The 25,007-nt window shown below is 39.1% G+C and carries 26 protein-coding genes; 12 read left to right on the top strand and 14 right to left on the bottom strand.

Features of this window, described 5'->3' with window-relative positions:
* Positions 1-5: 5 nt before the first annotated feature.
* From PYV58_RS17320 to sdsA, 4 genes are all read right to left on the bottom strand, one after another.
* Entirely contained in the window at positions 6-1,262 is a 1,257-nt protein-coding gene (locus PYV58_RS17320) for an efflux RND transporter periplasmic adaptor subunit (RefSeq protein WP_034615663.1), read from the bottom strand.
* Positions 1,262-1,900 carry a phosphatase PAP2 family protein gene (locus tag PYV58_RS17315; RefSeq protein WP_004819553.1) on the bottom strand — a complete coding sequence of 213 codons (639 nt, stop codon included), beginning with the start codon at positions 1,898-1,900 and terminating at the stop codon, positions 1,262-1,264. The genes PYV58_RS17320 and PYV58_RS17315 overlap by 1 nt, the downstream gene beginning before the upstream one ends.
* A gap of 158 nt (positions 1,901-2,058) precedes the next feature.
* On the bottom strand, positions 2,059-4,113 hold the full coding sequence (locus PYV58_RS17310) for a site-specific recombinase (RefSeq protein ID WP_034615660.1): 2,055 nt from the start codon (positions 4,111-4,113) through the stop codon (positions 2,059-2,061).
* A gap of 15 nt (positions 4,114-4,128) precedes the next feature.
* A complete protein-coding gene (gene sdsA / locus PYV58_RS17305; protein ID WP_034615657.1) occupies positions 4,129-5,112 on the bottom strand; it encodes an All-trans-nonaprenyl-diphosphate synthase in 984 nt (327 codons plus the stop codon).
* A 430-nt stretch (positions 5,113-5,542) separates the two neighbouring features.
* Between sdsA and rplU the strand changes: the two genes are divergently transcribed.
* The 8 genes from rplU (at position 5,543) to PYV58_RS17265 (ending at position 13,099) form a co-directional block, all read left to right on the top strand.
* Positions 5,543-5,854 (top strand): 50S ribosomal protein L21, encoded by a 312-nt coding sequence (gene rplU / locus PYV58_RS17300; protein WP_004722561.1) that lies wholly within the window; start codon positions 5,543-5,545, stop codon positions 5,852-5,854.
* Positions 5,855-5,873: 19 nt separating this feature from the next.
* Entirely contained in the window at positions 5,874-6,128 is a 255-nt protein-coding gene (rpmA, locus tag PYV58_RS17295) for a 50S ribosomal protein L27 (RefSeq protein ID WP_004722560.1), read from the top strand.
* Between the two features lie 252 nt (positions 6,129-6,380).
* Positions 6,381-7,076: an outer membrane lipoprotein chaperone LolA gene (lolA, locus tag PYV58_RS17290; protein ID WP_004722558.1), complete on the top strand. Its 696-nt coding sequence runs from the start codon at positions 6,381-6,383 to the stop codon at positions 7,074-7,076.
* A gap of 191 nt (positions 7,077-7,267) precedes the next feature.
* Positions 7,268-8,794, top strand: a complete 1,527-nt coding sequence (locus tag PYV58_RS17285) for a carotenoid oxygenase family protein (RefSeq protein ID WP_034615654.1) — start codon at positions 7,268-7,270, stop codon at positions 8,792-8,794.
* Positions 8,795-8,896: 102 nt separating this feature from the next.
* Entirely contained in the window at positions 8,897-9,703 is an 807-nt protein-coding gene (locus PYV58_RS17280; RefSeq protein ID WP_034615650.1) for an RsiV family protein, read from the top strand.
* A gap of 108 nt (positions 9,704-9,811) precedes the next feature.
* Positions 9,812-11,083, top strand: coding sequence for a serine--tRNA ligase (gene serS / locus PYV58_RS17275; RefSeq protein WP_004722550.1), 1,272 nt, complete (start codon positions 9,812-9,814; stop codon positions 11,081-11,083).
* Between the two features lie 81 nt (positions 11,084-11,164).
* The gene (gene cysG, locus PYV58_RS17270; RefSeq protein ID WP_034615647.1) at positions 11,165-12,538 is read left to right on the top strand and encodes a siroheme synthase CysG; all 1,374 of its coding nucleotides are present in this window, start codon (positions 11,165-11,167) and stop codon (positions 12,536-12,538) included.
* Positions 12,539-12,619: 81 nt separating this feature from the next.
* Positions 12,620-13,099: a tRNA (cytidine(34)-2'-O)-methyltransferase gene (locus tag PYV58_RS17265; protein ID WP_034615643.1), complete on the top strand. Its 480-nt coding sequence runs from the start codon at positions 12,620-12,622 to the stop codon at positions 13,097-13,099.
* 43 nt (positions 13,100-13,142) lie between these two features.
* On the opposite strand, the gene PYV58_RS17260 is transcribed toward PYV58_RS17265, so the two are convergent.
* From PYV58_RS17260 to PYV58_RS17250, 3 genes are all read right to left on the bottom strand, one after another.
* Positions 13,143-13,547: a hypothetical protein gene (locus tag PYV58_RS17260; RefSeq protein ID WP_034615641.1), complete on the bottom strand. Its 405-nt coding sequence runs from the start codon at positions 13,545-13,547 to the stop codon at positions 13,143-13,145.
* A 207-nt stretch (positions 13,548-13,754) separates the two neighbouring features.
* Entirely contained in the window at positions 13,755-14,132 is a 378-nt protein-coding gene (locus tag PYV58_RS17255) for a hypothetical protein (RefSeq protein ID WP_034615637.1), read from the bottom strand.
* A 102-nt stretch (positions 14,133-14,234) separates the two neighbouring features.
* Positions 14,235-14,636, bottom strand: a complete 402-nt coding sequence (locus PYV58_RS17250; RefSeq protein WP_004722540.1) for a helix-turn-helix domain-containing protein — start codon at positions 14,634-14,636, stop codon at positions 14,235-14,237.
* Between the two features lie 167 nt (positions 14,637-14,803).
* Here PYV58_RS17250 and PYV58_RS17245 point away from each other — a divergent pair, with 167 nt between their 5' ends.
* Entirely contained in the window at positions 14,804-15,505 is a 702-nt protein-coding gene (locus PYV58_RS17245; RefSeq protein WP_081407393.1) for an SDR family NAD(P)-dependent oxidoreductase, read from the top strand.
* Between the two features lie 31 nt (positions 15,506-15,536).
* Positions 15,537-16,094 (top strand): flavodoxin family protein, encoded by a 558-nt coding sequence (locus tag PYV58_RS17240; RefSeq protein ID WP_034615631.1) that lies wholly within the window; start codon positions 15,537-15,539, stop codon positions 16,092-16,094.
* A 74-nt stretch (positions 16,095-16,168) separates the two neighbouring features.
* Here the strand turns inward: PYV58_RS17240 and PYV58_RS17235 are convergent, their stop codons facing one another.
* From PYV58_RS17235 to rpoD, 6 genes are all read right to left on the bottom strand, one after another.
* On the bottom strand, positions 16,169-17,581 hold the full coding sequence (locus PYV58_RS17235; protein ID WP_004722537.1) for an APC family permease: 1,413 nt from the start codon (positions 17,579-17,581) through the stop codon (positions 16,169-16,171).
* Between the two features lie 333 nt (positions 17,582-17,914).
* The gene (locus tag PYV58_RS17230) at positions 17,915-19,099 is read right to left on the bottom strand and encodes an iron-containing alcohol dehydrogenase (RefSeq protein WP_004722536.1); all 1,185 of its coding nucleotides are present in this window, start codon (positions 19,097-19,099) and stop codon (positions 17,915-17,917) included.
* Positions 19,100-19,102: 3 nt separating this feature from the next.
* Entirely contained in the window at positions 19,103-19,636 is a 534-nt protein-coding gene (locus PYV58_RS17225) for a hypothetical protein (protein ID WP_004819586.1), read from the bottom strand.
* A 79-nt stretch (positions 19,637-19,715) separates the two neighbouring features.
* A complete protein-coding gene (lipB, locus tag PYV58_RS17220) occupies positions 19,716-20,405 on the bottom strand; it encodes a lipoyl(octanoyl) transferase LipB (protein ID WP_034615626.1) in 690 nt (229 codons plus the stop codon).
* A gap of 172 nt (positions 20,406-20,577) precedes the next feature.
* Entirely contained in the window at positions 20,578-20,865 is a 288-nt protein-coding gene (locus tag PYV58_RS17215) for a DUF493 domain-containing protein (protein ID WP_004722529.1), read from the bottom strand.
* Between the two features lie 127 nt (positions 20,866-20,992).
* Positions 20,993-22,936, bottom strand: a complete 1,944-nt coding sequence (gene rpoD / locus PYV58_RS17210) for an RNA polymerase sigma factor RpoD (RefSeq protein WP_259191535.1) — start codon at positions 22,934-22,936, stop codon at positions 20,993-20,995.
* Positions 22,937-23,267: 331 nt separating this feature from the next.
* Here rpoD and PYV58_RS17205 point away from each other — a divergent pair, with 331 nt between their 5' ends.
* Together PYV58_RS17205 and PYV58_RS17200 are read left to right on the top strand one after the other, a co-directional pair.
* Complete coding sequence (locus tag PYV58_RS17205) at positions 23,268-23,474, top strand: hypothetical protein (RefSeq protein WP_004722524.1); 207 nt, start codon at positions 23,268-23,270, stop codon at positions 23,472-23,474.
* A 66-nt stretch (positions 23,475-23,540) separates the two neighbouring features.
* Complete coding sequence (locus PYV58_RS17200) at positions 23,541-24,065, top strand: YecA family protein (protein ID WP_004722523.1); 525 nt, start codon at positions 23,541-23,543, stop codon at positions 24,063-24,065.
* A 72-nt stretch (positions 24,066-24,137) separates the two neighbouring features.
* Here PYV58_RS17200 and PYV58_RS17195 read toward each other — a convergent pair whose 3' ends face one another.
* Positions 24,138-24,746 (bottom strand): LysE family transporter, encoded by a 609-nt coding sequence (locus PYV58_RS17195; protein ID WP_034615622.1) that lies wholly within the window; start codon positions 24,744-24,746, stop codon positions 24,138-24,140.
* Between the last annotated feature and the right edge of the window lie 261 nt (positions 24,747-25,007).

Raw genomic sequence — 25,007 nt, 5'->3', positions numbered from 1 at the left:
ACCCCTTATGCATTTGAAGTAGCTTTTTGTTCACTAGATTTATTTTGTTGAACAGGTTGTGCTGCTGTACCTGGTTTAGCACCTGCTTGGGGTGCAGCCGCTTGAGGCTGATACGGTTTAGCAACCACAGCTTGTTCTGGTTTTACTTTGGCAATACCATCAACAATCACTTTATCGCCAGTATTTAGGCCTTGAGTGACAATCCAATCTTTACCTTGAACACCTACAGTTGTTACAGGACGGCTTTCGACTACACCTTTAGCATTTACAATCATCGCGATTGCTTGGCCAGTTGGGGTACGTGTAATTGCTGCTTGTGGAACTAAGTAAGCATTTGGAATTACGCCTTGTACGATCTGCGCATTGGCAAACATACCTGGCAATAATAAATGATTAGGATTTGAGAAGACTGCACGTAAAGTTACAGAACCTGTGCTTGGGTCTACACTTGCATCAGAAAATGCAAGGTTTCCTTCCACACTGTAGAAGCTACCATCTTCAAGTTTTAAACGAACTTTGGTGTTATTGCTACGGTCAATACTACCTTGACTTAACTGTTGACGTAGACGTAATAACTCAGCACTTGATTGGCTGATGTCTACATAAATTGGGTCAAGTTGCTGAATTGTAACCAAAGCATTGGCTTGGTTTGCAGTCACCAAAGCACCGGCAGTAACTGAAGAACGACCAGATTGACCTGAAATAGGTGAACGAACAGTCGAATAACCTAGGTCAATTTGTGCATTTTTAACAGCAGCATTTGACGCTGCAATATCTGCTTCAGCAAGTTTGATTTGTGCAAGCAAATCATCAAATTCTTGCTTAGAAACAGCATTGATGCCGACAAGTTGACGATAACGATTTGCTTTAACCTGCAAGGCATTTAAGTTTGCTTGCTGACGTACTAAAGCTGCTTTTGCACTGTCTAAGTTTGCACGATTGATGCTCGAGTCAATCTCATAAAGAGGTTGGCCTTCACGAACAAAACTACCTTCCGTAAACAAACGTTTTAAAATCACACCATTTGTTTGTGGGCGAACATCAGAGATTTGATACGCTGAAGTACGACCCGAAAGTTCAACAGTTTGTTCTACGCTTTGTGGCTGAGCAACAATGACACCAACTTCAGTCGGCGGCATTTTTTGGGCAGCACCACCAGCTTGTTGTGCTGATTTAGGATCTTTGCTGCAGCCTACAAGTGCAATACTTGTTGCGAGAGCACAAGCAGTAAGGGCAGGAGCCCAAAGCTTTGCCGACATCATTATTCCACCTCGTTTAGATTCTTATCTAAAAATAATTTGTTCTGTCTTAACGTTTCTCGTGACAGTATGAGCCATAAAATTGCAGCCCATATGACACCTATACTCCATCCAGTGAGTACATCAGTTGGGAAATGTGCCCCTAGATAAATTCTAGAGCCCCCCATGCTTAGAAACCATAAAAAGCCCCCCAAGCTAATCCATTTAACTTGGCGATGCTTTTGAAATATAAACATAATCGAACAGCATACAATCGCTGCATAAATGCTGTGAGCACTAGGAAATGAAGCACCATAGGTTTGCACCATTTGGTAGATTTCATCGGGTCTAGGACGATTGACCAGATATTTGAGTATCCAACCAATTGCCGCAGCACCGAGCAGTCCAATACTGATCATCAGCACATTTGCATATTGTTTTAGGCGTATGAAATATAAATTACATAGCCCTGCAATCACGATCATTGACGGTAAGCCGCCCAGATAGGATAGGGTGAGTGCTAGACCATTTAAGACCTCTAAACGGTGTGAACTCATCCATACAACGCTTGAAAAATCAAACTGTTGTACCTGGTTAATGTTTAAACCAACACTCCCAATAAGTAAACCTATACAGCCAATAAGGAGCAATACGTAAGGCATAAGTTAACCTAGAGTATATAATTGCGTACGTTAAGTTTATTTAATCAACCGAAGTGTACTAGCCAGTACACTTTTTTTCAAGTGAGTAAATTTAGGTAATTTATACTAATTTCTTTTTGTGAAATATTTAACAATTTGCACAAAAAATAACAAAAATCCTAGTGATTTAGTTTGCTTTGTGAGTTTGCCTCATCTTCAAGTTGTAAGGGTTGTTTTGGCGGCCAGAAGAAATCTAGAGGACGGGTAGAAAAATGGGTAAATATAAGTTTTGCCAATGGTTTCCATTGTGAAAAACGAACTTGTCTTGCTCTGAGTGCCACAATAATGGTGAGCGTGAAGCTGACAAATAAGTTGGTCAAACCAATACATAACACGCCAAGGAAAGACACAATGATGAGGCCAATATCAGGTGAACCATTGATGGTCATTAAGCCTTGAATAAAGTTAGCAGCAGCAAACGCAATATGGCGGATATCTAAAGGTAAACCTAAGATAAAACCAATGGTTCCCATACTTCCAAGCATGATCCCAAAGATAAAATTACCCGCTAAAGCGCCTAAGTTTCGTTCGATATAGTCTGCAAACTTGTCCAGTCGGGCCTGTCCCATCATTTTTTTCAATTTTACGTGAGCTTTTAAGCGGGGGCCGACTTTTCGATAGACTGACATATTGTCAAAATATCCAGCGATTAATCCCGATAAAAATAAACAAACACCGGCAATTGCTGCATGAGGAATTGCCAATGAGGTAAATGGATTTAGACTGGCGAGTAAGGTTGTGGCTTTAGCATGCGTCAAAAGTGGTTCATGCATTGACAGCTGCCAGAGATAGGTAATTAAGGCGGCAGTAGGAATCGCAATCGAAATATTTCCCAGAATTGCAATAAACTGAGTCCGGATAATATTAATAATCAGTCCGGCAAGTTCAGCAATTTGTGCCGTTTTTGAACCTTTTTGATGCTGAACTGTTGATGCAAGTGCAGCCGCCGTCATCGCAGGCTGTTTGGTTGCTACAGTAAAGTGCAAAACATGGATCAGGATAAAACCCAATGAGTAATTCATACTGTAGAGAAAGGCATGCAAAAATGGCGCAAGGACTAAACGTGCAGTCAGTATTTTCAGGGTTGCCATGGTTGCAATAATCGCACCTGCACCTGCAGCTGCTTTATACATACCAAAGAAACCTTTCTTATCGGTACTTACATAATGTTCGCCTGTCTTACTGGCGTTTTCAGTGACTTGTAGTGCGATTAACTCACTGTTGGTTTTAAGCAAATCACGCACACTGGTTTCACTATAGTGTGCATTGACTAAGTCAGTGAGCAATTCACCGCAGAGCTGATAACGAATCTGGTCATCTTCGACCAGAAGATTGAGTAAGAGTTCGATTCGATCAATACATTGTTCTAGTAGCGAGAGTAAATAAGTCAGGCTTAAACTCACCCCAATCCGCTTGATTGCTCGACGGATTTTCTGTACCACATCACGACATTGTTCAATCATGACCAATGCTTGGTCTGCATCGGGAGGAATACCCACAGCAAACTCATCTTCATCGCGATGCTGCTTTTTATACGCTTCTATAAACTCAACAATTTCACGGTTTTGAACTAAAAAAGGCGATTCATATTCTTGAAGTTCGGGGTAGGCATTGATAAATTCAGGATATAAGCCAATACCACTGATTCGATAGGAAAGCACAGTAATGGCTTTGACAATATCGCGTTTAATTCCCAATTTATCGTTTTTATAACGATGACCTTGATTGAGTAATCGGAACAATTGTTCCCATTTCTTTTCACTGATATTTTCCAGCCAATATTTATCACTACGTTGGTGAAACACTTTGCCAACCAAATCTTTGAGATCTGATTCGTCTGTCAATAAAGGTAGAAAATGTGCGCCAATACGTTGCCCAAGCTGATTCCAAAAGCCGTCTAAAGATAAAATCCCACTATCTGCATACAATCCTGCTTGTTTATAGTGATTGACCAGCTTGAGTAAATAACCTTGAAATGCAGAAGATGCATTGGGTGTAGTGAGCAGTGCTTGAATTAAAGCATCAAATTTATTTTGACTTTCTTCTAAATTGTGGCTGTCACTGGGTCTGATACGATTGATTAACTCAATTAATATATCAGGATTGGGAACAACTTTTATGCCGTCGAGTTGTTCCTGCATAAGGAGGAAAAGATCATTAAATTGTATATGCATAAGCCTTGTTAAATTTTATTGAATTCGATGTAAGGCAAGTTGCGCTAAATTATACAATGCCTGGCGATACTCAGATTCAGGCAAATGGTTCAAAGCCTGAATCGCAGCTTGAGTTTCTTCTGTGGCACGGCGACTACAATAATCTAAAGCACCTGAGGTCTGCACAATTTCAATTACACGATCCAAATCGCTTGTTCCACCAGTTGCGATACTTTTACGGATAATTTCGTGCTCTTCACCCTGAGTATTTGCTAAGGCAGAGATTAAAGGTAAAGTGGGTTTACCTTCCATTAAATCATCACCAATATTTTTACCTAATGTTTCAGCATCAGAGGTATAGTCTAAAATATCATCAATAATTTGAAAGGCATTGCCAAAATGACCTGCAAATAAACGTAATGGTTCACGATACTCAGGTTTCCCTGCAATGATGGCAGCACCTTCAGTTGCAAGTTCAAATAAACGAGAAGTTTTACCGTGAATAATATCTAAATAAGTTTGTTCAGTCGTTTCGGGTTGATGTTGTGCTTGAAGCTGTAATACTTCACCTTCGGCAATTTCACAAGTGCCCGTCGAAAAGTCTTTGAGCAAGATCATATTGTCGAGATCAACCAGAAGATCAAAAGCTCGAGAAATCAGAAAATCACCCACCAACACAGCAGTTTGGTTGTTCCAAGTTGCGTTCGCAGTTGGACGACCACGACGTAAACCAGATTCATCTACAACATCATCATGTACCAAGGTTGCGGTATGCAGCATTTCAATGATTGCTGCCAGTTTACGATAAGGGTCCATCTGTAGATCTGTTGCACCACATGCTTTTGCTGCAAGTAGGCACATGATTGGACGCATGCGTTTACCGCCAGCTTCAACAACATGTTTACTGACGGCCATCACTAAAGCAACTTTTGAGGTAATCCCTTCATTAATAAACTTGTCCATTGCAGCAAAGTCGGTTGCAACTGGAGCGAGAATATCTTGCTTAAAGTCGATGGTCATCGGGTGGGAGCCTCATGCAAATGCGTTATAAGTTGCTAGTGTAACAATTAACATGTCTGAATGTTGCTTTTGAAAGCAGACATCGTGCCTGAATCTTAATGATTTGTTCTTTCTTTGTCCAAAGATGAATAAAGCATTGAACATTCAATCGATCATTCTTTTGAGCTACATAGTAGCGGATTTGTTTTAAAAATCTATTTCAATTTTAGCTGTATCTTAAAAAAAAATTCATATTATCAAAGGGGAAATCTTAAAAAAACCATTATATGTAGATTATTTTCTATACAATGATAATATTTGCTGGAAATGACTTGTTGTTTAATTCATTATCACTTAAAATCTTTGCCCTTGAATAACCCCCAGTGGCGTTCGTCTTAAGATCGATATATTCCTTTATCGGCACGACGACACGGGTAAGTTGGAGTACATTATGTACGCAGTAATCCAAAGCGGTGGTAAACAGCACCGTGTTGTTGAGGGTGAAACCCTTAAAGTAGAATTGTTGAAAGCTGAAACTGGCGCGACTATTACATTTGATGATGTATTAATGGTTGTGAATGGCGAAAGCATTCAAATCGGTGCTCCAGTTGTAGCTGGCGCAAAAGTAACTGCAGAAGTGGTTGGTCACGGTCGTCATGACAAAATTCGTATTGTTAAAATGCGTCGTCGTAAGCACTACCGTAAACAACAAGGTCACCGTCAATGGTTTACCGAGTTGAAAATTACTACGATCGCAGGTTAATCACTAGGAGTATATAGACATGGCAACTAAAAAAGCCGGTGGTTCGACCAAAAACGGTCGTGATTCGAATCCTAAAATGTTAGGTGTTAAAATGTACGGTGGTCAAGCTGTGACTGCTGGTAACATTATCGTTCGTCAACGTGGTACAGAATTCCACGCGGGTACAAATGTTGGTATGGGTCGTGACCATACTTTATTTGCTACTGCTGACGGCGTAATCAAATTTGAAGTGAAAGGTCAATTTGGCCGTCGCTATGTATCTGTTGAAGCGTAAGCTTTAAGAGTGCAAAAAAGCCCGCTTTATTGCGGGCTTTTTTATCAGTTTTTTTTAGCATTCAACAAAAAACCATCTTCATCATGATGAATAATTTTCAACATATTGCACCAATAACAATACAAAACTTCTTATTTTCTCAATTATTACTGACTCAATTTGGTTTAAGATAAGCAATCTAATAAATTACATTCTGTGCCAAATATTATTTGAATATTTTAATTGAGGTGCAGACATAGAAAAGGTGAACATATGAATATGCTTCGTAAAACGATGGGTGCAGTGGCTATAAGTGCAGCGCTGTTTGCACCTGTAATGAGCACAACAGTTTTTGCAGCAACTGCTGCTTCGGAGCAACAAGCAACCGCAAATCTGGTTAAACAACTCAGTGGTGTAAAAAGCTTTACTGCAAATTTTGAGCAAACCACAAAAGCGACTCAAACAGGTAAAGTTGCACAGAAAAAGGGTTTAACCGCTCAGCATATGAATCAAACCTTTAAAGGTACAATGAAGGTTGAGCGTCCTGGTAAATTCTATTGGGAAACCACCACGCCCGCAAAACAGACTATTGTGACCGCAGGTCGTACAGTGTGGATTTATGATCCAGACTTACAGCAGGCTGTACGCCAAAGTTTAGATGAGCAGGTGGCCAATACACCAGCATTACTCCTCAGTGGTAATACTGAGCAAATTCAAAAGGCTTATCGTATTACTCAGCCTAATGCTGGTAAAACTTACTATACCTTGTATCCAAAACAAAAAGATGGTGCTTTCCAAAGCTTGACGATTAGTTTTGGGGCGAAAAATGCACCGACTTTAATGATCTTGCAAGATTCTTTGGGTCAAACAACCACTGTGCGTTTTAACAATGTACAGGTTAATGCCGCTATTCCTGCATCTACCTTTAATTTTGTGCCGCCTAAAGGCACAGACATTATTGATCAATAAACGATTTTGATTGAATAGAAGAGCAACCGTAAGGTTGCTTTTTTTATGCCGATTAAACAGAACAGAGCAATAGACTTAGCCATGTTGATTAGGCGAATGATGAATAATAGCTACGAGCAAATAAAGTGGCTTTCAATACAAGATTATTCTATGCTCAAACAAGGGTTTGAATATAAAAACTGAGATGCTGTATGTATCGCAAAACACAATTGAAACTCAAACATTACCCAAAGATGACTGCGCAAAAGTCATTTTTGAATGTTTTGAGGCAAAAGTTAATCTGCATGATTGGGCGATTTTTAAGACGGCATCGTCGTGATAAAGAAGTCAATCTTTATCAGCAAAAGCTTTACCAGCCAGTTGAAGAAATCATCACAACAACTTTAAAAATATCAGGAATTATCCCACCGCATTTAAATGGTTTATTGTTAAGAATTGGCTCAAATCCGATTGATGTCGCAAAGCCGACATTATTTGAATGGTATCTTGGTCATGGAATGATTCACGCGCTCAAATTACAAGCGGGTAAAGCAATCTGGTTTAAAAGCAGTATGCTGGCCACAGATACGGTGCAGCAATATAAACAACAACCAGCAATAGGCGGCTTTCGCCGTGGTGCACATGATGTTGTAAATACCAATATTTTTAAACATGCAGGAAAGCTTTGGGCGGTGATTGAAGCTGGCGCGTTTCCGATCTGCCTAGATGATGAGTTAAATGCAGAACGTTATCAGTTGTTTAATAGTGATGCTGATTTACCGTTTACCGCACATCCTCGTAAAGATATTAAAACAGGGCACTTACATGCGATTAGTTATGATGCTTTAGATCGTAAAAATGCCTATTACCAAGTGATTGATCAGCATGGCGATTTAATTCATGTGACGCAAATTTCATTAAAACATGGTCCCATGATTCATGATTGTCTCATTACACAACATGAAGTTTTGGTTTTTGATTTTCCACTTACTTTTTCAATGACTCGATTGTTGCATGGCGCAAGTGTTCCCTATCAATGGAATAAACAACATCCAGCACGTATCGGAATATTGCCTAAATATGCTAACGCTGAACAGATTCAGTGGATTGAGCTTGAACCGTGTTTTGTTTTTCATGCAGCAAATGCTTTTCGTGATCATGAAAATAGAATTATTTTAGATGTTTTGGTACATCAGGACGATTTTGAACATTCCCAACACGCAGCTTATGAATTGCAACATGCACAGTTAGAACGTTGGCGCATTGATTTAAGCTTACAAACGCTACATAGAACTGTACTCGACTCTCGAATTCAAGAATTTCCGAAAATTGATGCGCGTTTTACTGGGGTTGCATATCGCTATTTATACACTTTGGGTTTTGCTGAAACTGCATTGTTCAATTATTTATATATTTATGATTTAGAAATGCAAACATCTGTGAGTTATGATTTTGGTACGCAGTGGGCAATTGGTGAAGTCACTTTTGTGGCTGAGCATGAACACAGTGCAGAAGGGCAGGGTTATTTGATGGCCTATTTACATCATGTGGACGGAGAAGCAGCCAAAGCTGTTATTTTAAAAGTAAATGGACTAGAAATAGCTGAGCAGGCTGAAATTGATTTGGGCGTACATATACCACTGGGGTTTCATTGTAATTGGGTTGAGAACCATGCAAATGTAGATTTCAATCAAAATGACAATGTTGGCGCTAATTTGAATAAAAGAGTTAGCACATAGGCTTAAACAACAAAATTTCAATAATTAACAATTATGAATATTAATTTAAAGGTTCTGGTTTTATGATAGGGCTATTACTAAATATGCTTTAAAGATATAGAAATGAAAGTAAATTTTAAAAGTGGTCTGATTTTTTTATCTCTTTTATCCAGCATGCTCATGGTTAGCGCATGCCAAGAAAAGCCAGCACCTCAAGCAGAACAAGCTGCAACAGCAACTCAACACGCAGAAATACCGCTGATTCAAGCCAAAGTTGAACGCGTCAATGTGCTAAAAAAACAGTTTTGTGATGAAGATGGTTGTACGCAATATGATTTGCAAACTGTTAAAAGTAATGTACCTTGGCTAGATGAGTATTTTCTAAATCGTATTAAAAAAGATGTCCCAGGCGCATTTGAGAAAGATCAAAATCATGCTCAAGCTGAAAGTGAAGCGCAATCTTCACCTAAAGGTTTAAATCAAAATTCAATTTATGTTCGTTTTATTTCACAACAAAATAATTTAGCCACTTTTGTGATCCAGACTTATACCTATGCAGCAGGTGCTGCTCATGGGATGTATCACAATGAATATGTGACATTCGATCTAAGCACGCAAAAGCGCCTCGCTCTAACTGATATTTTAAAACCAAACGTCGAAGCAAAAGTTGCTGAACAGCTTTATGATGCCAATGCGAATTGGTTGATTCAAAAAGATATTACGCGTGATAAATTGCAGTTAAGCGATAACTATTATTATGGTGTAAATGGTCTGGTTTTTGTTTATCCATTATATGAACTTACCTCTTATGCAGAAGGTATGCCTGAGTTAAAGCTGCCGTATCAAGTGGCAAAAGATTTGATTAAAGCTGAGTATTTACCAAGTCTACCTCAAGTCGAAGCGACTGTAGAAAAACCTGTTACACCTTAATTGTCTTCAAATCATACAATTCATGTATGTCTAATGCTCTGTCACTGTATTTTTTACAGTGAAGAGCTTACACTATAGTCAGTTTTTTTCTTACCCTTTAGATTGACTATGATCGACCCGAAATTAATCAGAAATAATATCGAGGCTGTAAACTTAGCCTTAGCCAAACGTGGTGTACAACTCAACGTTGAAGAATGGGCATCACTAGAAGCTCGCCGTAAAGAAATTCAGTCTAGAACTGAAAACTTACAGGCAGAGCGTAATTCGGGTGCGAAACAAGTTGGTCAAATCAAAAAATCTGGTGGCGATGCTTCAGAAATCATGGCACGTATGGGTGCGATTGGTGATGAGATTAAAGCCGCTGAAGTTGAATTGAATGAACTTCAAGCTGAATTAGAAGCAAAACTACTCTCGATCCCAAACATGCCACATGAGTCTGTACCAGAAGGGAAAGATGAAAGTGATAATGTTGAAGTTTTAAAGTGGGGCACACCACGTCAATTTGATTTCGAAATCAAAGACCATACTGACCTTGGCGAAATGATGGGTGGGTTGGAGTTTGAAACTGCAACCAAGTTAACGGGCACACGTTTCAGCGTATTGAAAGGTCCATTGGCGCGTTTACAACGTGCATTGACCCAGTTCATGCTGGATACCCATACCTTGAAAAATGGTTATACCGAAGCTTATGTCCCTTATCTTGTCAATGCGGACTCATTGCGTGGTACAGGTCAACTGCCTAAATTTGAAGAAGATTTGTTTAAATTACAAGGCGAAAAAGAATACTATTTGATTCCAACCGCTGAAGTTCCAGTGACGAACTTTGTCCGTAATGAAATCATTGATGCTGACCGTTTACCGTTGAAATATGCTGCGCATACGCCATGTTTCCGTAGTGAGGCAGGTTCTTATGGTCGTGATACGCGTGGTTTAATCCGTCAACACCAATTCGACAAAGTTGAAATGGTTCAAATCGTAAAACCTGAAGACTCAATGGATGCTTTGGAAGCATTGACAGGTCATGCAGAAGGGATCTTACAAGCTTTAGGCTTACCATATCGTAAAATCGTTTTATGTGGTGGTGATATGGGCTTTGGTGCGTGTAAAACTTATGATTTAGAAGTTTGGGTACCAAGCCAAGATACATATCGTGAGATTTCTTCTTGTTCAAATATGGGCGATTTCCAAGCACGCCGTATGATGGCGCGTTATCGTGCAGACCAAAAGAAAACTGAGCTAGTACATACTTTGAATGGTTCTGGTTTGGCTGTCGGTCGTACTTTATTGGCTGTGATGGAAAACTACCAACGTGCCGATGGCTCTATTGAAGTGCCAGAAGTGTTACGCCCGTACATGGCTGGTGCAACATTCATCGACTAAATGTCGAAAACTCGATATTTGGTTCAGTTTTGTGCATAAATATTGCTTAGTACAATCAGATTTGAACTTTTGAGGAACACTGTGGAAATTTTCCCAATTTCATTAAAACTACAAGGGCAACCTTGTCTGATTGTGGGTGGTGGGCATATTGCTTACCGCAAAGCAGTATTACTTGCAAAAGCAGGTGCAGTGATTCATGTGGTTGCACCTGATATAGAGCAAAATCTTTTAGATATTGTCCATTCAACCCATGGGCAATATCATGCAGATAAATTTGATCGTCAAATTAGCCTAAGTAGCTATCGTTTGGTGATTGCTGCAACCAATGATAAAGCGGTCAATCAAGCTGTTTTTGAAGCCTGTGAAGATTTAAATGTGTTAGTCAACAGTGTTGATGATCCTCCACATTGTCGCTTTATGGTGCCTGCGATCATTGATCGTTCACCACTGGTAGTTTCAATTGCCACCAACGGTGCCTCTCCTGTTTTATCTCGCCAGATTCGTACTCAGCTTGAAGCGTCTATTCCTCATGGAATGGGTAAACTTGCTGATTTTTCTGGAAAATGGCGTAAAGCTGTTAAAGAACAGATTACTAATCCTGATGAACGTCGCATATTTTGGGAAGATTTATATGCCAGCCCTTTAAAAGAGCAGGTGTTTAATGACAATCTCATAGAGGCGGATCGTCTAATTGAACAAGCTTTAACAAAATGGCAAAAACCAAAAGGTGAAGTCTATTTGGTGGGTGCAGGACCAGGTGATCCAGAGCTGTTAACCTTAAAAGCTCTTAGACTGATGCAGCAAGCGGATGTGGTAATTTATGATCGCTTAGTGTCCCCCGCGATTTTAGAGTTGTGTCGCCGTGATGCTGAAAAAATCTATGTGGGTAAAGCTCGTTCAAATCATTCTGTGCCACAAGATGGGATTAATGCATTACTGGTCAAATATGCCACCGAAGGCAAACGTGTCTGCCGTCTAAAAGGTGGTGATCCGTTTATATTTGGTCGCGGTGGTGAAGAAATTCAAGAGCTTTTTGCAGCCAATATTACGTTCCAAGTTGTTCCGGGCATTACCGCCGCATCAGGGTGCTCAGCTTATGCTGGGATTCCGCTTACACATCGTGATTATGCACAAAGCGTCCGTTTTTTGACGGGACATTTAAAAGAAGGTTCACCAGAGCTACCTTGGAATGAGCTGGTTTATGAAAATCAGACATTGGTTTTATATATGGGCTTGGTAGGGCTAGAAAAAATTTGTGAAAATCTAATATCACATGGTCAACGTCCAAATATGCCAGTGGCTTTGATCTCCAAAGGGACAACTCCGGATCAAAAGGTGGTGGTTGGAACTTTGGCAGATATTGCATCAAAAGTGGAAGAAAACCATATTCAAGCACCTACTTTGACTATTATTGGTGAAGTGGTGAGTTTACGCGAACAGTTACAGTGGCAATAATATTACCTAAATTTTTCTTTAAAAACAGACATCTTCTTTTTTAAAGAACTTAGGTTGTATTCTGATAAGTAGAGATCTCCCGTGATTCATGTTGTTTTATACGAGCCTGAAATTCCTGCAAATACAGGGAATATCATTCGGTTATGTGCCAATACAGGTGCACAATTACATTTAGTCAAGCCTTTAGGTTTTGAACTGGATGATAAAAAGTTGCGCCGTGCAGGATTGGATTATCATGAATGGGCACATATGAAAGTTTGGGAAAACTTTGCTAAATGTTTGGCACATTTAAAGGTGCAGGGAATTGATCTTGATGCGATTTATCCTTTAACCACCAAAGGTACTGAAACACCACATACCTCAGATTTAAACCGACCTGTGGCTTTATTGATGGGGCCAGAAACACGTGGTTTACCAGTAGATGTCCGGATGATGTTCCCTCAGGCGCATTGGATTCGTTTACCTATGGCACCGAATTCACGTAGTCTGAATTTATCGAATGCCACCGCAGTAATTCTATATGAAGCATGGCGTCAGCAAGGATTTAAAGAATTAAAATAAAAATCATAACCCATCGCATAGATGGGTTTTTACTCTTATTAATTTAGAATTTCCTTTTTGGAAGGAGCAATGTGGTTATGGTTGTATAAGCGATCTCATCCGATTGGGATTTGCCTTTAAAATCAGTAATCCGAATATTTATCTTAATTTTTTGCCCTTTCATTGCTGTATATCGAATGTTTAAGAAGAAGCTATTCTCTATAACTGTTTCTAAATAGTGTTGACAACCCGTATCTGCTCGACCAGAAACCTGTGCTTTTTTTACAAGGCCTTTAAAAGAAATAAGGTACGTTTCACTTTTAAATCGGCCATCACCAAATCTGTCAACAAGAAATGTATTTGTAGAGGTATTCTCTAAAAGTTTGACCACCAAATCACAAGAGTTTTCATAAGAAGCAAACGCACGATGGCTGCATAGTATTAGGATAAAGAGGAATAGTATTTTCATTATTTTTTCCATTTAACATATTTTATTTATAAGATGTTAAGTGTATTGCATCAGGTGAAATTTTTAGCTGAGTGCACGATGACTTATAGCATTGGAATTGATGATTTATGCAAAAGTAATGACTCTTTGCTGCTTAAATTGTATCAAAGTGTCTTTGTACAAGGATCACAGTGTGTATTGGACTGATTTCATAGCTGAGCTGACTAATTATTTATCTGGTCCTAAATAGGTCACCGTTTCAGATTTCGGTATACTTTTATAATCTGTGATTAATATATTCAGTTTAATTTTTTGTCCTTTTTTAAATTCAGAGCGATTCGGGAAATCGCTTAAATTTTCTTCTAAGACTTTGCCGATATAGTGTTGACAACCACTATCTGCTCGGCCAGCAGCTTGCGCTTTTTTTACAATACCTTTTATGTTGAGTGTTGTTTCCTCAACTTCACCTAAGCCATCTTTATTGATATATAGCGTACGTGTAGAAGCGTTTTCTAAAAGTTTAACTTCTAAGTCACAAGAATTTTCATAGGACGCAAAAGCGCTATGGCTGAGGGTTGCTAGGATAAAGAGCAGTGGAATTTTCATTATTTTTTTCCCCTTTGCTGTGTTTTATTCAAATGATGCTGAGCTGATATCATGTTTACAACATAGCGAGCTGAGTATAAGTCATATTTAAAGTGTTGAGGTTTAGGCTTCCTGCAACAGTGCTGGCTCATTTTTTGCTTGAATTGCGTCAAATTGTTTTTGAGCACGAATGACATGTTGCACATTGCCTTCAGCCCAGAGCTTAAATGATAAAGCAGTTTGAGCAAACTCAAAGCCTAGAGAGGTTAATGCATATTCAACACGAATCACATTGTTCTCATGAATTGTACGGGTGATAAATCCATCTCTTTCTAGAATTTTTAATTTCTGAGAAAGTACTTTAGGTGAGATGCCTGTTAAGTTTTTTTTCAGTTCATTGAAGTGTTGAGAGTGCTGATGAAGTCGATAAATAATCATCAAAACCCACTTATCTGCAAATTTTTCAAAAAAAGATCGTGCCGGGCAATTTGGATGAAAAATATTAAAATTGAATGCATTAGTCATCAATCTATACCTCAATTTGGAAAGTTATAACCAAGAAATGACCAGTTACCACGTAGTAACTAATTGATACTAGATTTCAAAAGTATATCATAAATTAATCAGGTCAATACAACTTCTGCTGATTGATAGCGTAGATCGACCCTTTTATATTTATGAGCGTGGTTTTAATGAAAATAACAGATGCGGTCGTTTTTATTACGGGTGCAAATCGTGGTCTAGGTTTAGCACTTGCCCAGCAAGCGATACAACGTGGTGCCAAGAAAGTTTATGCAGGAATGCGTAATCTTCAAGGTTTTAATCAACAGGGTATTATTCCGATTGTTGTAGATGTCACAGATCCCGTATCTATTCAGAAAGCTGTTGCAGAATGTGGTGATGTCAATCTATTAATCAACAATGCAGGTATTGCACGCTTAAATGAAAGTCCTGTAGATGCAAATATTGCAGCAGTGACACGGACGGTTTTAGACACCAATCTTTATGGTGTGATCAATACGACTCAGCAATTCTCTCCAATTTTAGCAAGCCATGCTGAAAGTTATATCGTCAATATTTTATCGGATGTGTCTTGGGAACCCAGCACGATGTTAGCCAGTTATGCGATTTCTAAAGAGGCAGCATGGTCATTTACCAATTCAACTCGGCAATGGCTAGCAAAAGCCAATGTTCATGTGATGGGGGTACATGTTGGTTTTATCGACACAGATTTAACCCAATCACTGGATATTGCCAAAATTTCTCCACATACAGTGGCGCAACACGTATTTGATGGAATTCAACAAAATGCCTTTGAAGTGTTGGTTGGGGAATCTACCCAACAACTCAAACAAGGTCTAACTGCAACCCCTCCAAGTTATATCAAACATTAATATACCTATCATCTCAATCAGAGGACTTATCATGTCAAAAATCGCTGTTGTTTATCATTCAGGTTATGGTCATACCAAAGTCATTGCAGAAACTTTTGCCAATGAAATTCAGGCAACGCTCATCGAAGTGGATCAAGAGGGCAATATTCAAGATCAGGATTGGGACACTTTAGATGCCGCAGATGCAATCGTATTTGGTGCACCAACTTATATGGGCGGTGTGCCTTGGCAATTTAAAAAATTTGCAGATGCATCTTCTAAGCGTTGGTTTACTCGTGCATGGGCAGACAAGGTTTTCGGTGGTTTTACCAACAGCGCAAGTTTAAATGGCGATAAGCAAGTCACGTTAATTTCTTTACATACCTTGGCTTCACAACATGGTGGTATTTGGGTCAGTCTTGGTTTGGCACCATCAAACACTAAAAGCGCTACACGTCAGGATGTGAACAGCTTAGGCGGTTCTGTAGGTTTATTGGTTCAATCACCTGCTGATGCCAGTACAGATGAGATTCCAAGCGGTGATTTAGAGACTGCAAAACAATATGCAAAACGAATCAAAGCGATTACGGAAAAATTTATTGCAGCATAATTGCAGTTGATATGACTAAAATAAGAAAGGCGCATAAAGCGCCTTTCTTATTTGATTACACCCACAATAATCAATTATTCATGTTCATTGTGTTGTGGTGCAGGGTAGCGGAAACCACGAGTTTTATAGGCTAAATAGGCAACACCTAATACAGCCCATGCAAGCCCGAGTTTTAATGCCATTTCATCAATTTCTAACCACATCAAGAACACGCTGGCAAAACCAAGAGACGGAATCACCACATAATTGATGATTTCTTTCAGTGATTTTGTTCTGCCGTCACGTAAGGCGTAACGTGAAATCACAGAGAAATTCACAAAACTAAATGCAGTTAAAGCACCAAAGCTAATTAAGTTGACAATATGTTCAAGGTCAAGAAAACCCGCTGATAACGCAACAACACCAACAATCAAAATATTATAAGTCGGGGTATGTAATTTTGGACTAATATGACCAAAAATCTTTTTGTTAATGACGCCATCACGACCCATTACATACATCAAACGGGATACCCCAGCGTGTGCAGAAATACCAGAAGCCAGTACAGCAATGACCGCAAAATACAATACTAACTTTTTAAATGCGATACCTGTAATTGCCGTTAAAATGGTTGCATTGCCAAGTGCTTCAAGCATCACAGGTTGAGATTCATCCAGCGGATTAAAGTAAAGATTGGCATTACTTGGGAAAAATAGCTGAATAAAATAGGTACTAAAAATAAAGATAATACCCGCGATCAACGCTGTAGAGAAAATTGCTTTTGGCAAGGTTTTTTCAGCATCTTTGGTTTCTTCTGCAAGGGATGATAACGCATCAAAACCTGTGAAAGAGAAACAAAGAATCGTTGCACCACCGATTAATGCACCAATTGCCGTCATTTCACTCCAGAATGGAGCAAGTGACCATAATTCAGCTTTATCTGGGTTTAAGGTGCCATCTGCGTAAATGCCCTGAGTTAACAGTAAGTAAACTTCATAAACAAAATAGAAGATGATCGCAAGTTGCACCACAACAATGGTACTGTTAAATCGAGCAACAAAACGTGAACCAAACAAGTTGATCACAGTCATAATTGCCGTCAGTGCAATGACCCAGATCCAGTTATTCACATCTGGGAATAAGGCTCTTAAGTAAATATCAGCCAAAATGATGTTGACGAGTGGAGATAATAAATAATCTAACCAAGAAGACCAGCCAACCATAAAGCCGACATTTGGGTGAATCGATTTTTGCGCATAGGTATAAGCAGACCCTGACGAAGGGTAGCGCTTGATCATATGACCATAACTGATAGAGGTCAGGAGAATGGCAACAAGCGCAAAAATATAAGAAGTAGGAACATGTCCATGGCTTCCGTCTGACACTAAACCAAAGGTATCAAATAAGGTAAGTGGCTGAATATACGCTAGACCAATAATGATAATATGCCACAGCACAAGATTTTTTTTCAGTTTTGCTGTGGATTGAGTCCCAGAGATATCTGTCAACGGCGTTATCCTCTTAATCGTTGATCAAGGATCAGTCATATTTATAAGGATCGTTTGAGACGAACGATCCCCCCTAAGAATAAAACAAAAGTGCGCCAATCTACTCTAAAAGGTCACATTTGTCAGTAACTTTGTTGGCTTTTTTAGCAGAAAACGTGCCATCTTGATCAAAAAATAAGTGACTGCCCATTCTGCAAGATAAAAGCCCGATGTTTAGATAAACATCAGGCTATTTACTATCGGGGGCTGTCAACATTTCATCTGTGGATGACATCACTGCAAACATAGACTTAGTGCCAATAGCTCCCTCTATATTGTCGCAATTTTAGACAATTACCAAGCTTTTTCTAAGATTGACTTTAAATCTTTAAAGGTTGCTTCTTTCGGATTGAAAATAATTGAGCCGTCATTGAGTGCTTTTTCGGCAACTTCATCCAGCTGTGCTTGAGTAACTTTACCTGTTTCACTCAAGGTACGTGGAAGCTTAGTCAAATGATAGACACGATCACGCATGGTATTTAATGTCTCTATGGCCTTATCCGCACGCTGGTTTGCAGGGGTCTGTGCGTAAATATCAGCACCAGCAAGTGGCAATAATAGATCGGCAATCTTGTCACCATTCACTTCCTTGTTGTATTCCAAAACATAAGGAAGAAAGAGATTCATACATAAGCCATGAGGCAAATGCGCAACTGCACCTAAAGCATGACCAAGAGAATGCACAATACCAACCATCGAGTTAGAAAATGCAATGCCTGCCATTGTTGAGGCTTGAGCAAGTTCTAAGCGGCCTGTTGCATCGCTAGGATGGTCCAGTACATCAAATAAACTTGTACTGATCTTTTTGATGGCAGCAGTTGCATACGCATCGGATATTGGATTGGCTGCGATACAGGTATAGGCTTCTACAGCATGTGTCATGGCATCCATCGCTGTCATTGCTGTTAGATGTGGTGGCAATGTTTGGGTCATACGCGGATCGAGAATCGCCGCATGTGGCATTAAGTAATTCGAGGCAAATGCCATTTTCACATTTTTTTGATTGTCAGATACGACTGCAGCCAAGGTTACTTCTGAGCCTGTACCTGACGTGGTAGGAATCACAAAAAAAGGTTTAAGTGGGCGAGGGAGGTTGTGGGCACCTGAATACTTAAGTAAATCATCGCCACCCTCGGAGACTAAAATATTGGCTGTTTTAGAGGTATCAATAACCGAGCCACCACCCACAGCAATAATCGCATCACAGTTATTTTCACGATACGCTTGTGCTGCAGCACGAACTGTTTCAAGGCTTGAATCAGGCGGAACATCATCAAAAATAATGCCAATTTCAATATCAGTAGATTCAAATGCAGCTTCAATAGGTGCTAAAAGGTGATTGGCACGTACACCTTTATCGGTGATGATCATTGGGCGTTTAGCGCCTAATGATGCAAGTTCGAAAGGAATATGTTCGAGTGCAGCATGACCAGCGATCACTTTTACAGGACAGAAAAATTCGTAATATGGTTTAGCCATGTGTTAAGCACTCCCTTTTAAATATGATTGGGCAACTTTAAGATAGATATTTGCAGCGCCCGCTAATTTTTCTTTTAAGCTTAATTCTGATGGATATTCTTTTACCGCGAGTTCAGCAACCAGTTTAGGTAAAATTAATGCTTCCATTTTATTCAGACAACGCACTAAACGGATGGCATGTGCCACATCCCCATCTGCGATCATACGGTCATTTGCAAAAGCTTGAGCTGTACTTTCCTGAAATGAAAAGACTAAAAAAGCATGATGAACATGTTTGAAAATAATCGATAGATCAGGCTTAACATCTAAAGATTTAACCAGTTCAAGCTGCTTGTTTTGATTGACTCTGGCAATAAATGAAGCGCCGTTTGGAAAAACTTTCATTGATAATGTAAAACCAACAGGGAGTACAGATACTTCATGTTTAATTTCATCATCAACTTGACTCGCCATGACCAGACCTCTGCCAATCACATCCATCATGAGTTTGACATAGGCTTGTTCTAAAGCGGGTTTGATAGATTTACTTGAAATCACTCGTTAGTCCCTTATATAAAATTGTACTTTTGTTTTAGAGTAATTACTCTAATTTGTTTTCAGATAAAAATAAAGCGATTTATTTGTGAATGACTTCATGGTCATTTGATTTTTTGTCGATGACTTCAATATCACTAAAGTACCCACTCTGTTGAAAATACTCAATCACATCTTTTGATAGTTGCTTGTAATCAGGATAATTTTTAATCAAATCGCAGACACGGACCATTTCCAAACCTGCATAACCACATGGGTTAATGGTATGGAAGCCATCTAAGTTACAATCAATATTTAATGCTAACCCGTGATAACTACGTCCTCTGCGGATTTTAAAGCCCAGTGAACCAATTTTACGTTCGTTGACATAAACACCTGGTGCATCAGCTTTGGCATAGGCATCGACATCATATTTCTTGAGCAGATTGATCATTAAGTGCTCTGCATAAGTGACCAATGTACGCACATTCCATTTCAAGCGATTCAAATCAAACATGAAATAAATCACCATTTGTCCAGGGCCATGCCAGGTAACTTGTCCACCACGATCTGATTGAACAACAGGGATATCACTGTGCATTAAAATATGTTCAGGTTTGCCTGCTTGCCCCTGAGTCAGTACGTCAGGATGTTGCAAGATCCAAAGCTGATCTGGAGAATTTTCATCACGTTGTTCAGTAAAAGATTTCATTTCCTGAAAACGCTCGGCATAAGGCGTTAAGTCTTGATATTGACGAATAATCAGATGTGGTTTTAGAACAGCATCGTTCACAGACAAGTGCCCTTAAAATATAGAAATCGCTTTAATTATAAAGAAATTTAGTTTGGAAAAGTGAAAGCAATTGCTGATCATTTGCAAATAAGCCAGCAGGGCATATTCCCCGATAAAATCAGGGTGCAAAAAAAACACGCCATTGTGGCGTGTTTTTTAATTCATTTCAGCATTACAAGGCAGTACGAATATGTTCGCAGGCAGCAAGGTCAGCATACAAGGCATGCACTTGCTCAAGCTCTTCAAAACGTAATTGAGCCGTAATCGAATGATATTTACCAGTACGTGATGGTTGTACAACAAGTGTCGCTTCATTAAATTCAGGGAAATGTTTTACCAAAATTTCAACTACAGCACCACGTAATTCTTCACCCGCATTACCAATCAATTTAATTGGGTAATCCATTGGAAAAACCCAAAGATCTTCTTGTAATTCGCGAGATGGAGTGCGGTCTAACATTTTTTCACCTCTAATTTATCAACAATGCCTGCATAAGTGCAGGCATTGTGTTTCTCTTAAATACTTAATGGGGTTACTCGATTGATTTTCAAGTCCCGAAAGTATTCATAGATCGAACAAATTCAACTTAGTCATTTTCAAGGAACGAACGTAAGTGCTCTGAACGAGAAGGATGACGAAGTTTACGTAAAGCTTTGGCTTCAATCTGACGAATACGTTCACGGGTTACATCAAACTGTTTACCTACTTCTTCCAAAGTATGGTCAGTCGGCATGTCGATACCAAAACGCATTTTTAAGACTTTCGCTTCACGTTCAGTTAAGTTTTCAAGTACTTCACGTGTTGCTTCTTTTAAGCCTTCTGAAGTCGCAGCATCTACTGGTGAAGTGATGTTGCTGTCTTCAATGAAATCACCAAGATGAGAATCTTCATCATCACCAATTGGCGTTTCCATAGAAATTGGCTCTTTAGCAATCTTAAGCACCTTACGAACTTTAACTTCGTCCATTTCTAGACGTTCACCTAATTCTTCAGGAGTCGGTTCACGACCCATTTCTTGAAGTAATTGGCGAGATACACGGTTGATCTTGTTAATCGTTTCGATCATATGTACAGGGATACGAATTGTACGTGCTTGGTCCGCGATTGAACGAGTAATCGCCTGACGAATCCACCATGTTGCATAGGTCGAGAACTTATAACCACGACGGTATTCAAACTTGTCTACCGCTTTCATCAAACCAATGTTACCTTCTTGAATTAAATCTAAGAATTGTAAACCACGGTTTGTGTATTTTTTCGCAATTGAAATTACCAAACGTAAGTTGGCTTCAACCATTTCTTTCTTGGCACGACGAGCTTTGGCTTCACCAATCGCCATACGTTTAGAAATGTCTTTAATTTCTTTTACGTTTAGATCAAGGTCTTTTTCAATATCAGCAATCTTTTGTTGGAATGCCAATACATCTGGACGAACTTTTTCTAAATAGCCTTTTAATTCAGCAGGTGCTTTTGCAATTTGTTCATCTAACCAAGCAGGATTTGATTCCTGACCTGGGAACGATGTACGGAACTGTGTACGATCCATACGACCACGACGAACTGCATAACGCATCACTTCACGCTCAGAGGTACGAATTTGTTCGTGCGTACCACGAATCATTTCTGAAATGATGTCAAATAAACGCGGTGTAAATTTAAACATCATAAACACAGTAGCCAGAGCTTCCATTGCCTCAGTACCTTGAGTACTGTTACGGCCATGTTGTGCAATTGCGACTTTTGCACTGTTCCAAACTGCTTCTAGCTCTTCAAAACGCGCTTTCGCAATTTCAGGATCTGGACCAGATTCGCCTTCAGAATCGTCATCACTTTCAGACTCTTCTTCTTCGTCTTCATCATCCAACTTCACTTCTTTAGTCGGTTTTGCAGAAGTATCTTCTTCTTCAACGATAACTTCAGCTTCGTCTTCTAAAACTTCTGGAATCACTTCGTCAGATTCAGGATCTAAATAGCCTGATAAAATATCGGCAAGGCGACGTTCGCCAGTTTCATAATCTTTATATTCTTGTAAAACAACTTCTACAGCATTTGGCCAGTATGCAATTGAATGTAGAACGTCACGAATACCTTCTTCAATACGTTTGGCAATACTAATTTCGCCTTCACGTGTTAAAAGTTCAACGGTACCCATTTCACGCATATACATACGTACTGGGTCAGTGGTACGACCTGGCTCATTTTCTACAGAGGCAAGTACTGCAGCAGCTTCTTCTTCTGCAACTTCATCGCCAGCTTCGCTATTCCCTTCGAACATTGCATCGTCAGTTTCAGGTGCACGTTCATGAACTGGAATACCAACGTCTTGAAGCATTTGGATAATGTCTTCAATCTGTTCGCTTTCGGTGATCGAGTCTGGGAGATGATCGTTAACCTCAGCGTAGGTTAAGTAACCTTGTTCTTTGCCTCGGCTAATAAGAGCCGCTACTTGGGAAGTAGGGGAATGCATTTCGCTCATCTTTACTCTCTTCTCGTTGAATCTGTGGCAATGAAAAACCGTGCGTAATCGCACAATCTGTTAAAATATATCTTTGAATAGCTCGCATATTCCATCGGAAGAAATCAGCATAAAACTGTCCGATAAAATATTCAGAATTTAAATTCAATCAAATAGGTGGGGGTGAAATTGTTATTTTCAAGATCATCCCGTGCGATTTCTATTCAGAAAATGTCATAAAATAGTAAGACGCAGGGTGGATTATATCATTACATAAAATAGGGCCCGAAAAAAGCCCAAATTCGCATTTAAATGTAAAAAAAACGGAAAAAACTTGACAAGTTTTCTGAAGACAGATAAATAGCGCCTAGACCCATTCACTTTTTTTCATTATGAGGTAGTTTTAGTGTCTTCTACAGATTTTGAACTAGATGATAACTACGGTGATGATGATGTTAGTTTCGATGAGTCATCAAGCAAAATTAGCGCCAAAGAATCTTTAGAAAAGCGACGTTTGATCGATGATTTACTTGCTCAACGTCGTTTAGAAAAAGATTTAAAAGATTTTGATTATGACATTGATGATGACGATGATTTTGATGACGAAGATTAAAAATTCATTGGGCATGGCGTGGGAAAATGCTATGCTTAAATCTGATACAAATTTACTGGAAACAAAATGAGTGCTTTAGATTTAGACCTACTGAGTGATTATCTAGATGGTGACCAAAATGAATTTGGTCTAGATTTCGCAGCGACTCATGGTTTCTTGTGCGCAATTGCGGTTGGTCCTACTTTTGATAAATGGCTTGATGAGCTATTTGATAATAATCAAAAGAAAGTTCCAGCAGAAATCATTGTACAAATCAAAGCATGGCTTGAAGCGATTCGTCAAAACTTAGCCAATGAAGAAGGAATTACGTTTCCTTTTGAAATTGAAGAAGCTGATGTTGAATCAAGCTTAGGCGACTGGAGTGTTGGCTTTGTTGATGCAATGTTCCTGAATGAAGAAGCTTGGTTTGCACCAGAATATGAAGATCAAGTTGTTGATCTCACACTACCAATGATGGTGTTCAGTGGTATTGATGATGAAGATCCTCAAATGGAATCTTTCCGCCGCAACGGCCAGTTAATGGACGAGATTGCTGAAGAAATTCCTGAAAATCTAAATGAAATTTATTTGATGTACCACACACCAAATTAATTTGCGCGTATAAAAAAAGCATGCTCACTGAAAAGTGGCATGCTTTTTTTTGTTGGTGATTTACGCCAATAGTTAAAACCGTGCAAATAATAGGCTACAACCTAAAATAAACAGTAAAAGGCCAATCACACGATTGATCACCACTTGGCGATCTAAAATTTTATTTCGTATGCTGGGATGTGCACAAAATAAGGCAATCAAGCCAAACCAAACAAAATGACTTAACGAAATAAACGCACCATAAGCAAAAAGCTGAATGGTCGAATTTCCTGTAGAAGTCATCAGCTGAGCAAATAAACTGATTACAAATAAAGTTGTTTTGGGATTTAGGCTATTGGTTAAAAAACCATGTTTAAACGCTTGCCAGCTACTGATACCAACACCAATTTCATCCAGTTTTATTTTTGCCTGTGTGAATGTTTTATAGCCAAGATAAATTAAATAAGCAGCGCCAATATATTGAATTGTTTGTAAAAGATAGGGCATATGATTTTTTAAAAAACCCAGGCCAAGTAGGCTATAACCCACATGTATCCAAACACCGCAAGCAATACCTAAAGCAGTGCTTAATCCAATATTTCGACCATATAAATAACTGTTTCGTGTCACGATAGCAAAATCAGCGCCAGGACTTATTACTGCCAAGCAGGTGATTAAGATCACAGCAATCATTTCATTCACTCATGTATCCTTTTTTACACAGTTTTAATTATTTTTATATTTTTCATATATTTGTATTGGGTTAAAGCGATAATATTTTGATGAAATGCATGATTTTTTGGAATGTATGGTACTTGCCGTTGAATTCACTCAAATTTCTCAATCGCTCGGAAGTTTTGCTCACATCGAATGTGTGGTGATTTTTTACGATCGCTGTGGTGTATTGATTACGATTGGGTGATTTTTATACAGCGATGCTATTTATATATGGTGATCGTGTTT

The sequence above is a fragment of the Acinetobacter sp. TAC-1 genome, assembly GCF_029025845.1.
GTDB lineage: Bacteria > Pseudomonadota > Gammaproteobacteria > Pseudomonadales > Moraxellaceae > Acinetobacter > Acinetobacter guillouiae.
This window is presented reverse-complemented; position numbering and strand designations above follow the sequence as displayed.

Excerpts from the sequence above, each read along its gene's own strand:
- PYV58_RS17320 (WP_034615663.1), bottom strand. The coding sequence starts at position 1,262 with ATGATGTCGGCAAAGCTTTGGGCTCCTGCCCTTACTGCTTGTGCTCTC.
- PYV58_RS17315 (WP_004819553.1), bottom strand. The coding sequence starts at position 1,900 with ATGCCTTACGTATTGCTCCTTATTGGCTGTATAGGTTTACTTATTGGG.
- PYV58_RS17310 (WP_034615660.1), bottom strand. The coding sequence starts at position 4,113 with ATGCATATACAATTTAATGATCTTTTCCTCCTTATGCAGGAACAACTC.
- sdsA (WP_034615657.1), bottom strand. The coding sequence starts at position 5,112 with ATGACCATCGACTTTAAGCAAGATATTCTCGCTCCAGTTGCAACCGAC.
- rplU (WP_004722561.1), top strand. The coding sequence starts at position 5,543 with ATGTACGCAGTAATCCAAAGCGGTGGTAAACAGCACCGTGTTGTTGAG.
- rpmA (WP_004722560.1), top strand. The coding sequence starts at position 5,874 with ATGGCAACTAAAAAAGCCGGTGGTTCGACCAAAAACGGTCGTGATTCG.
- lolA (WP_004722558.1), top strand. The coding sequence starts at position 6,381 with ATGAATATGCTTCGTAAAACGATGGGTGCAGTGGCTATAAGTGCAGCG.
- PYV58_RS17285 (WP_034615654.1), top strand. The coding sequence starts at position 7,268 with ATGTATCGCAAAACACAATTGAAACTCAAACATTACCCAAAGATGACT.
- PYV58_RS17280 (WP_034615650.1), top strand. The coding sequence starts at position 8,897 with ATGAAAGTAAATTTTAAAAGTGGTCTGATTTTTTTATCTCTTTTATCC.
- serS (WP_004722550.1), top strand. The coding sequence starts at position 9,812 with ATGATCGACCCGAAATTAATCAGAAATAATATCGAGGCTGTAAACTTA.
- PYV58_RS17260 (WP_034615641.1), bottom strand. The coding sequence starts at position 13,547 with ATGAAAATACTATTCCTCTTTATCCTAATACTATGCAGCCATCGTGCG.
- PYV58_RS17255 (WP_034615637.1), bottom strand. The coding sequence starts at position 14,132 with ATGAAAATTCCACTGCTCTTTATCCTAGCAACCCTCAGCCATAGCGCT.
- PYV58_RS17250 (WP_004722540.1), bottom strand. The coding sequence starts at position 14,636 with ATGACTAATGCATTCAATTTTAATATTTTTCATCCAAATTGCCCGGCA.
- PYV58_RS17245 (WP_081407393.1), top strand. The coding sequence starts at position 14,804 with ATGAAAATAACAGATGCGGTCGTTTTTATTACGGGTGCAAATCGTGGT.
- PYV58_RS17240 (WP_034615631.1), top strand. The coding sequence starts at position 15,537 with ATGTCAAAAATCGCTGTTGTTTATCATTCAGGTTATGGTCATACCAAA.
- PYV58_RS17230 (WP_004722536.1), bottom strand. The coding sequence starts at position 19,099 with ATGGCTAAACCATATTACGAATTTTTCTGTCCTGTAAAAGTGATCGCT.
- PYV58_RS17215 (WP_004722529.1), bottom strand. The coding sequence starts at position 20,865 with ATGTTAGACCGCACTCCATCTCGCGAATTACAAGAAGATCTTTGGGTT.
- PYV58_RS17200 (WP_004722523.1), top strand. The coding sequence starts at position 23,541 with ATGAGTGCTTTAGATTTAGACCTACTGAGTGATTATCTAGATGGTGAC.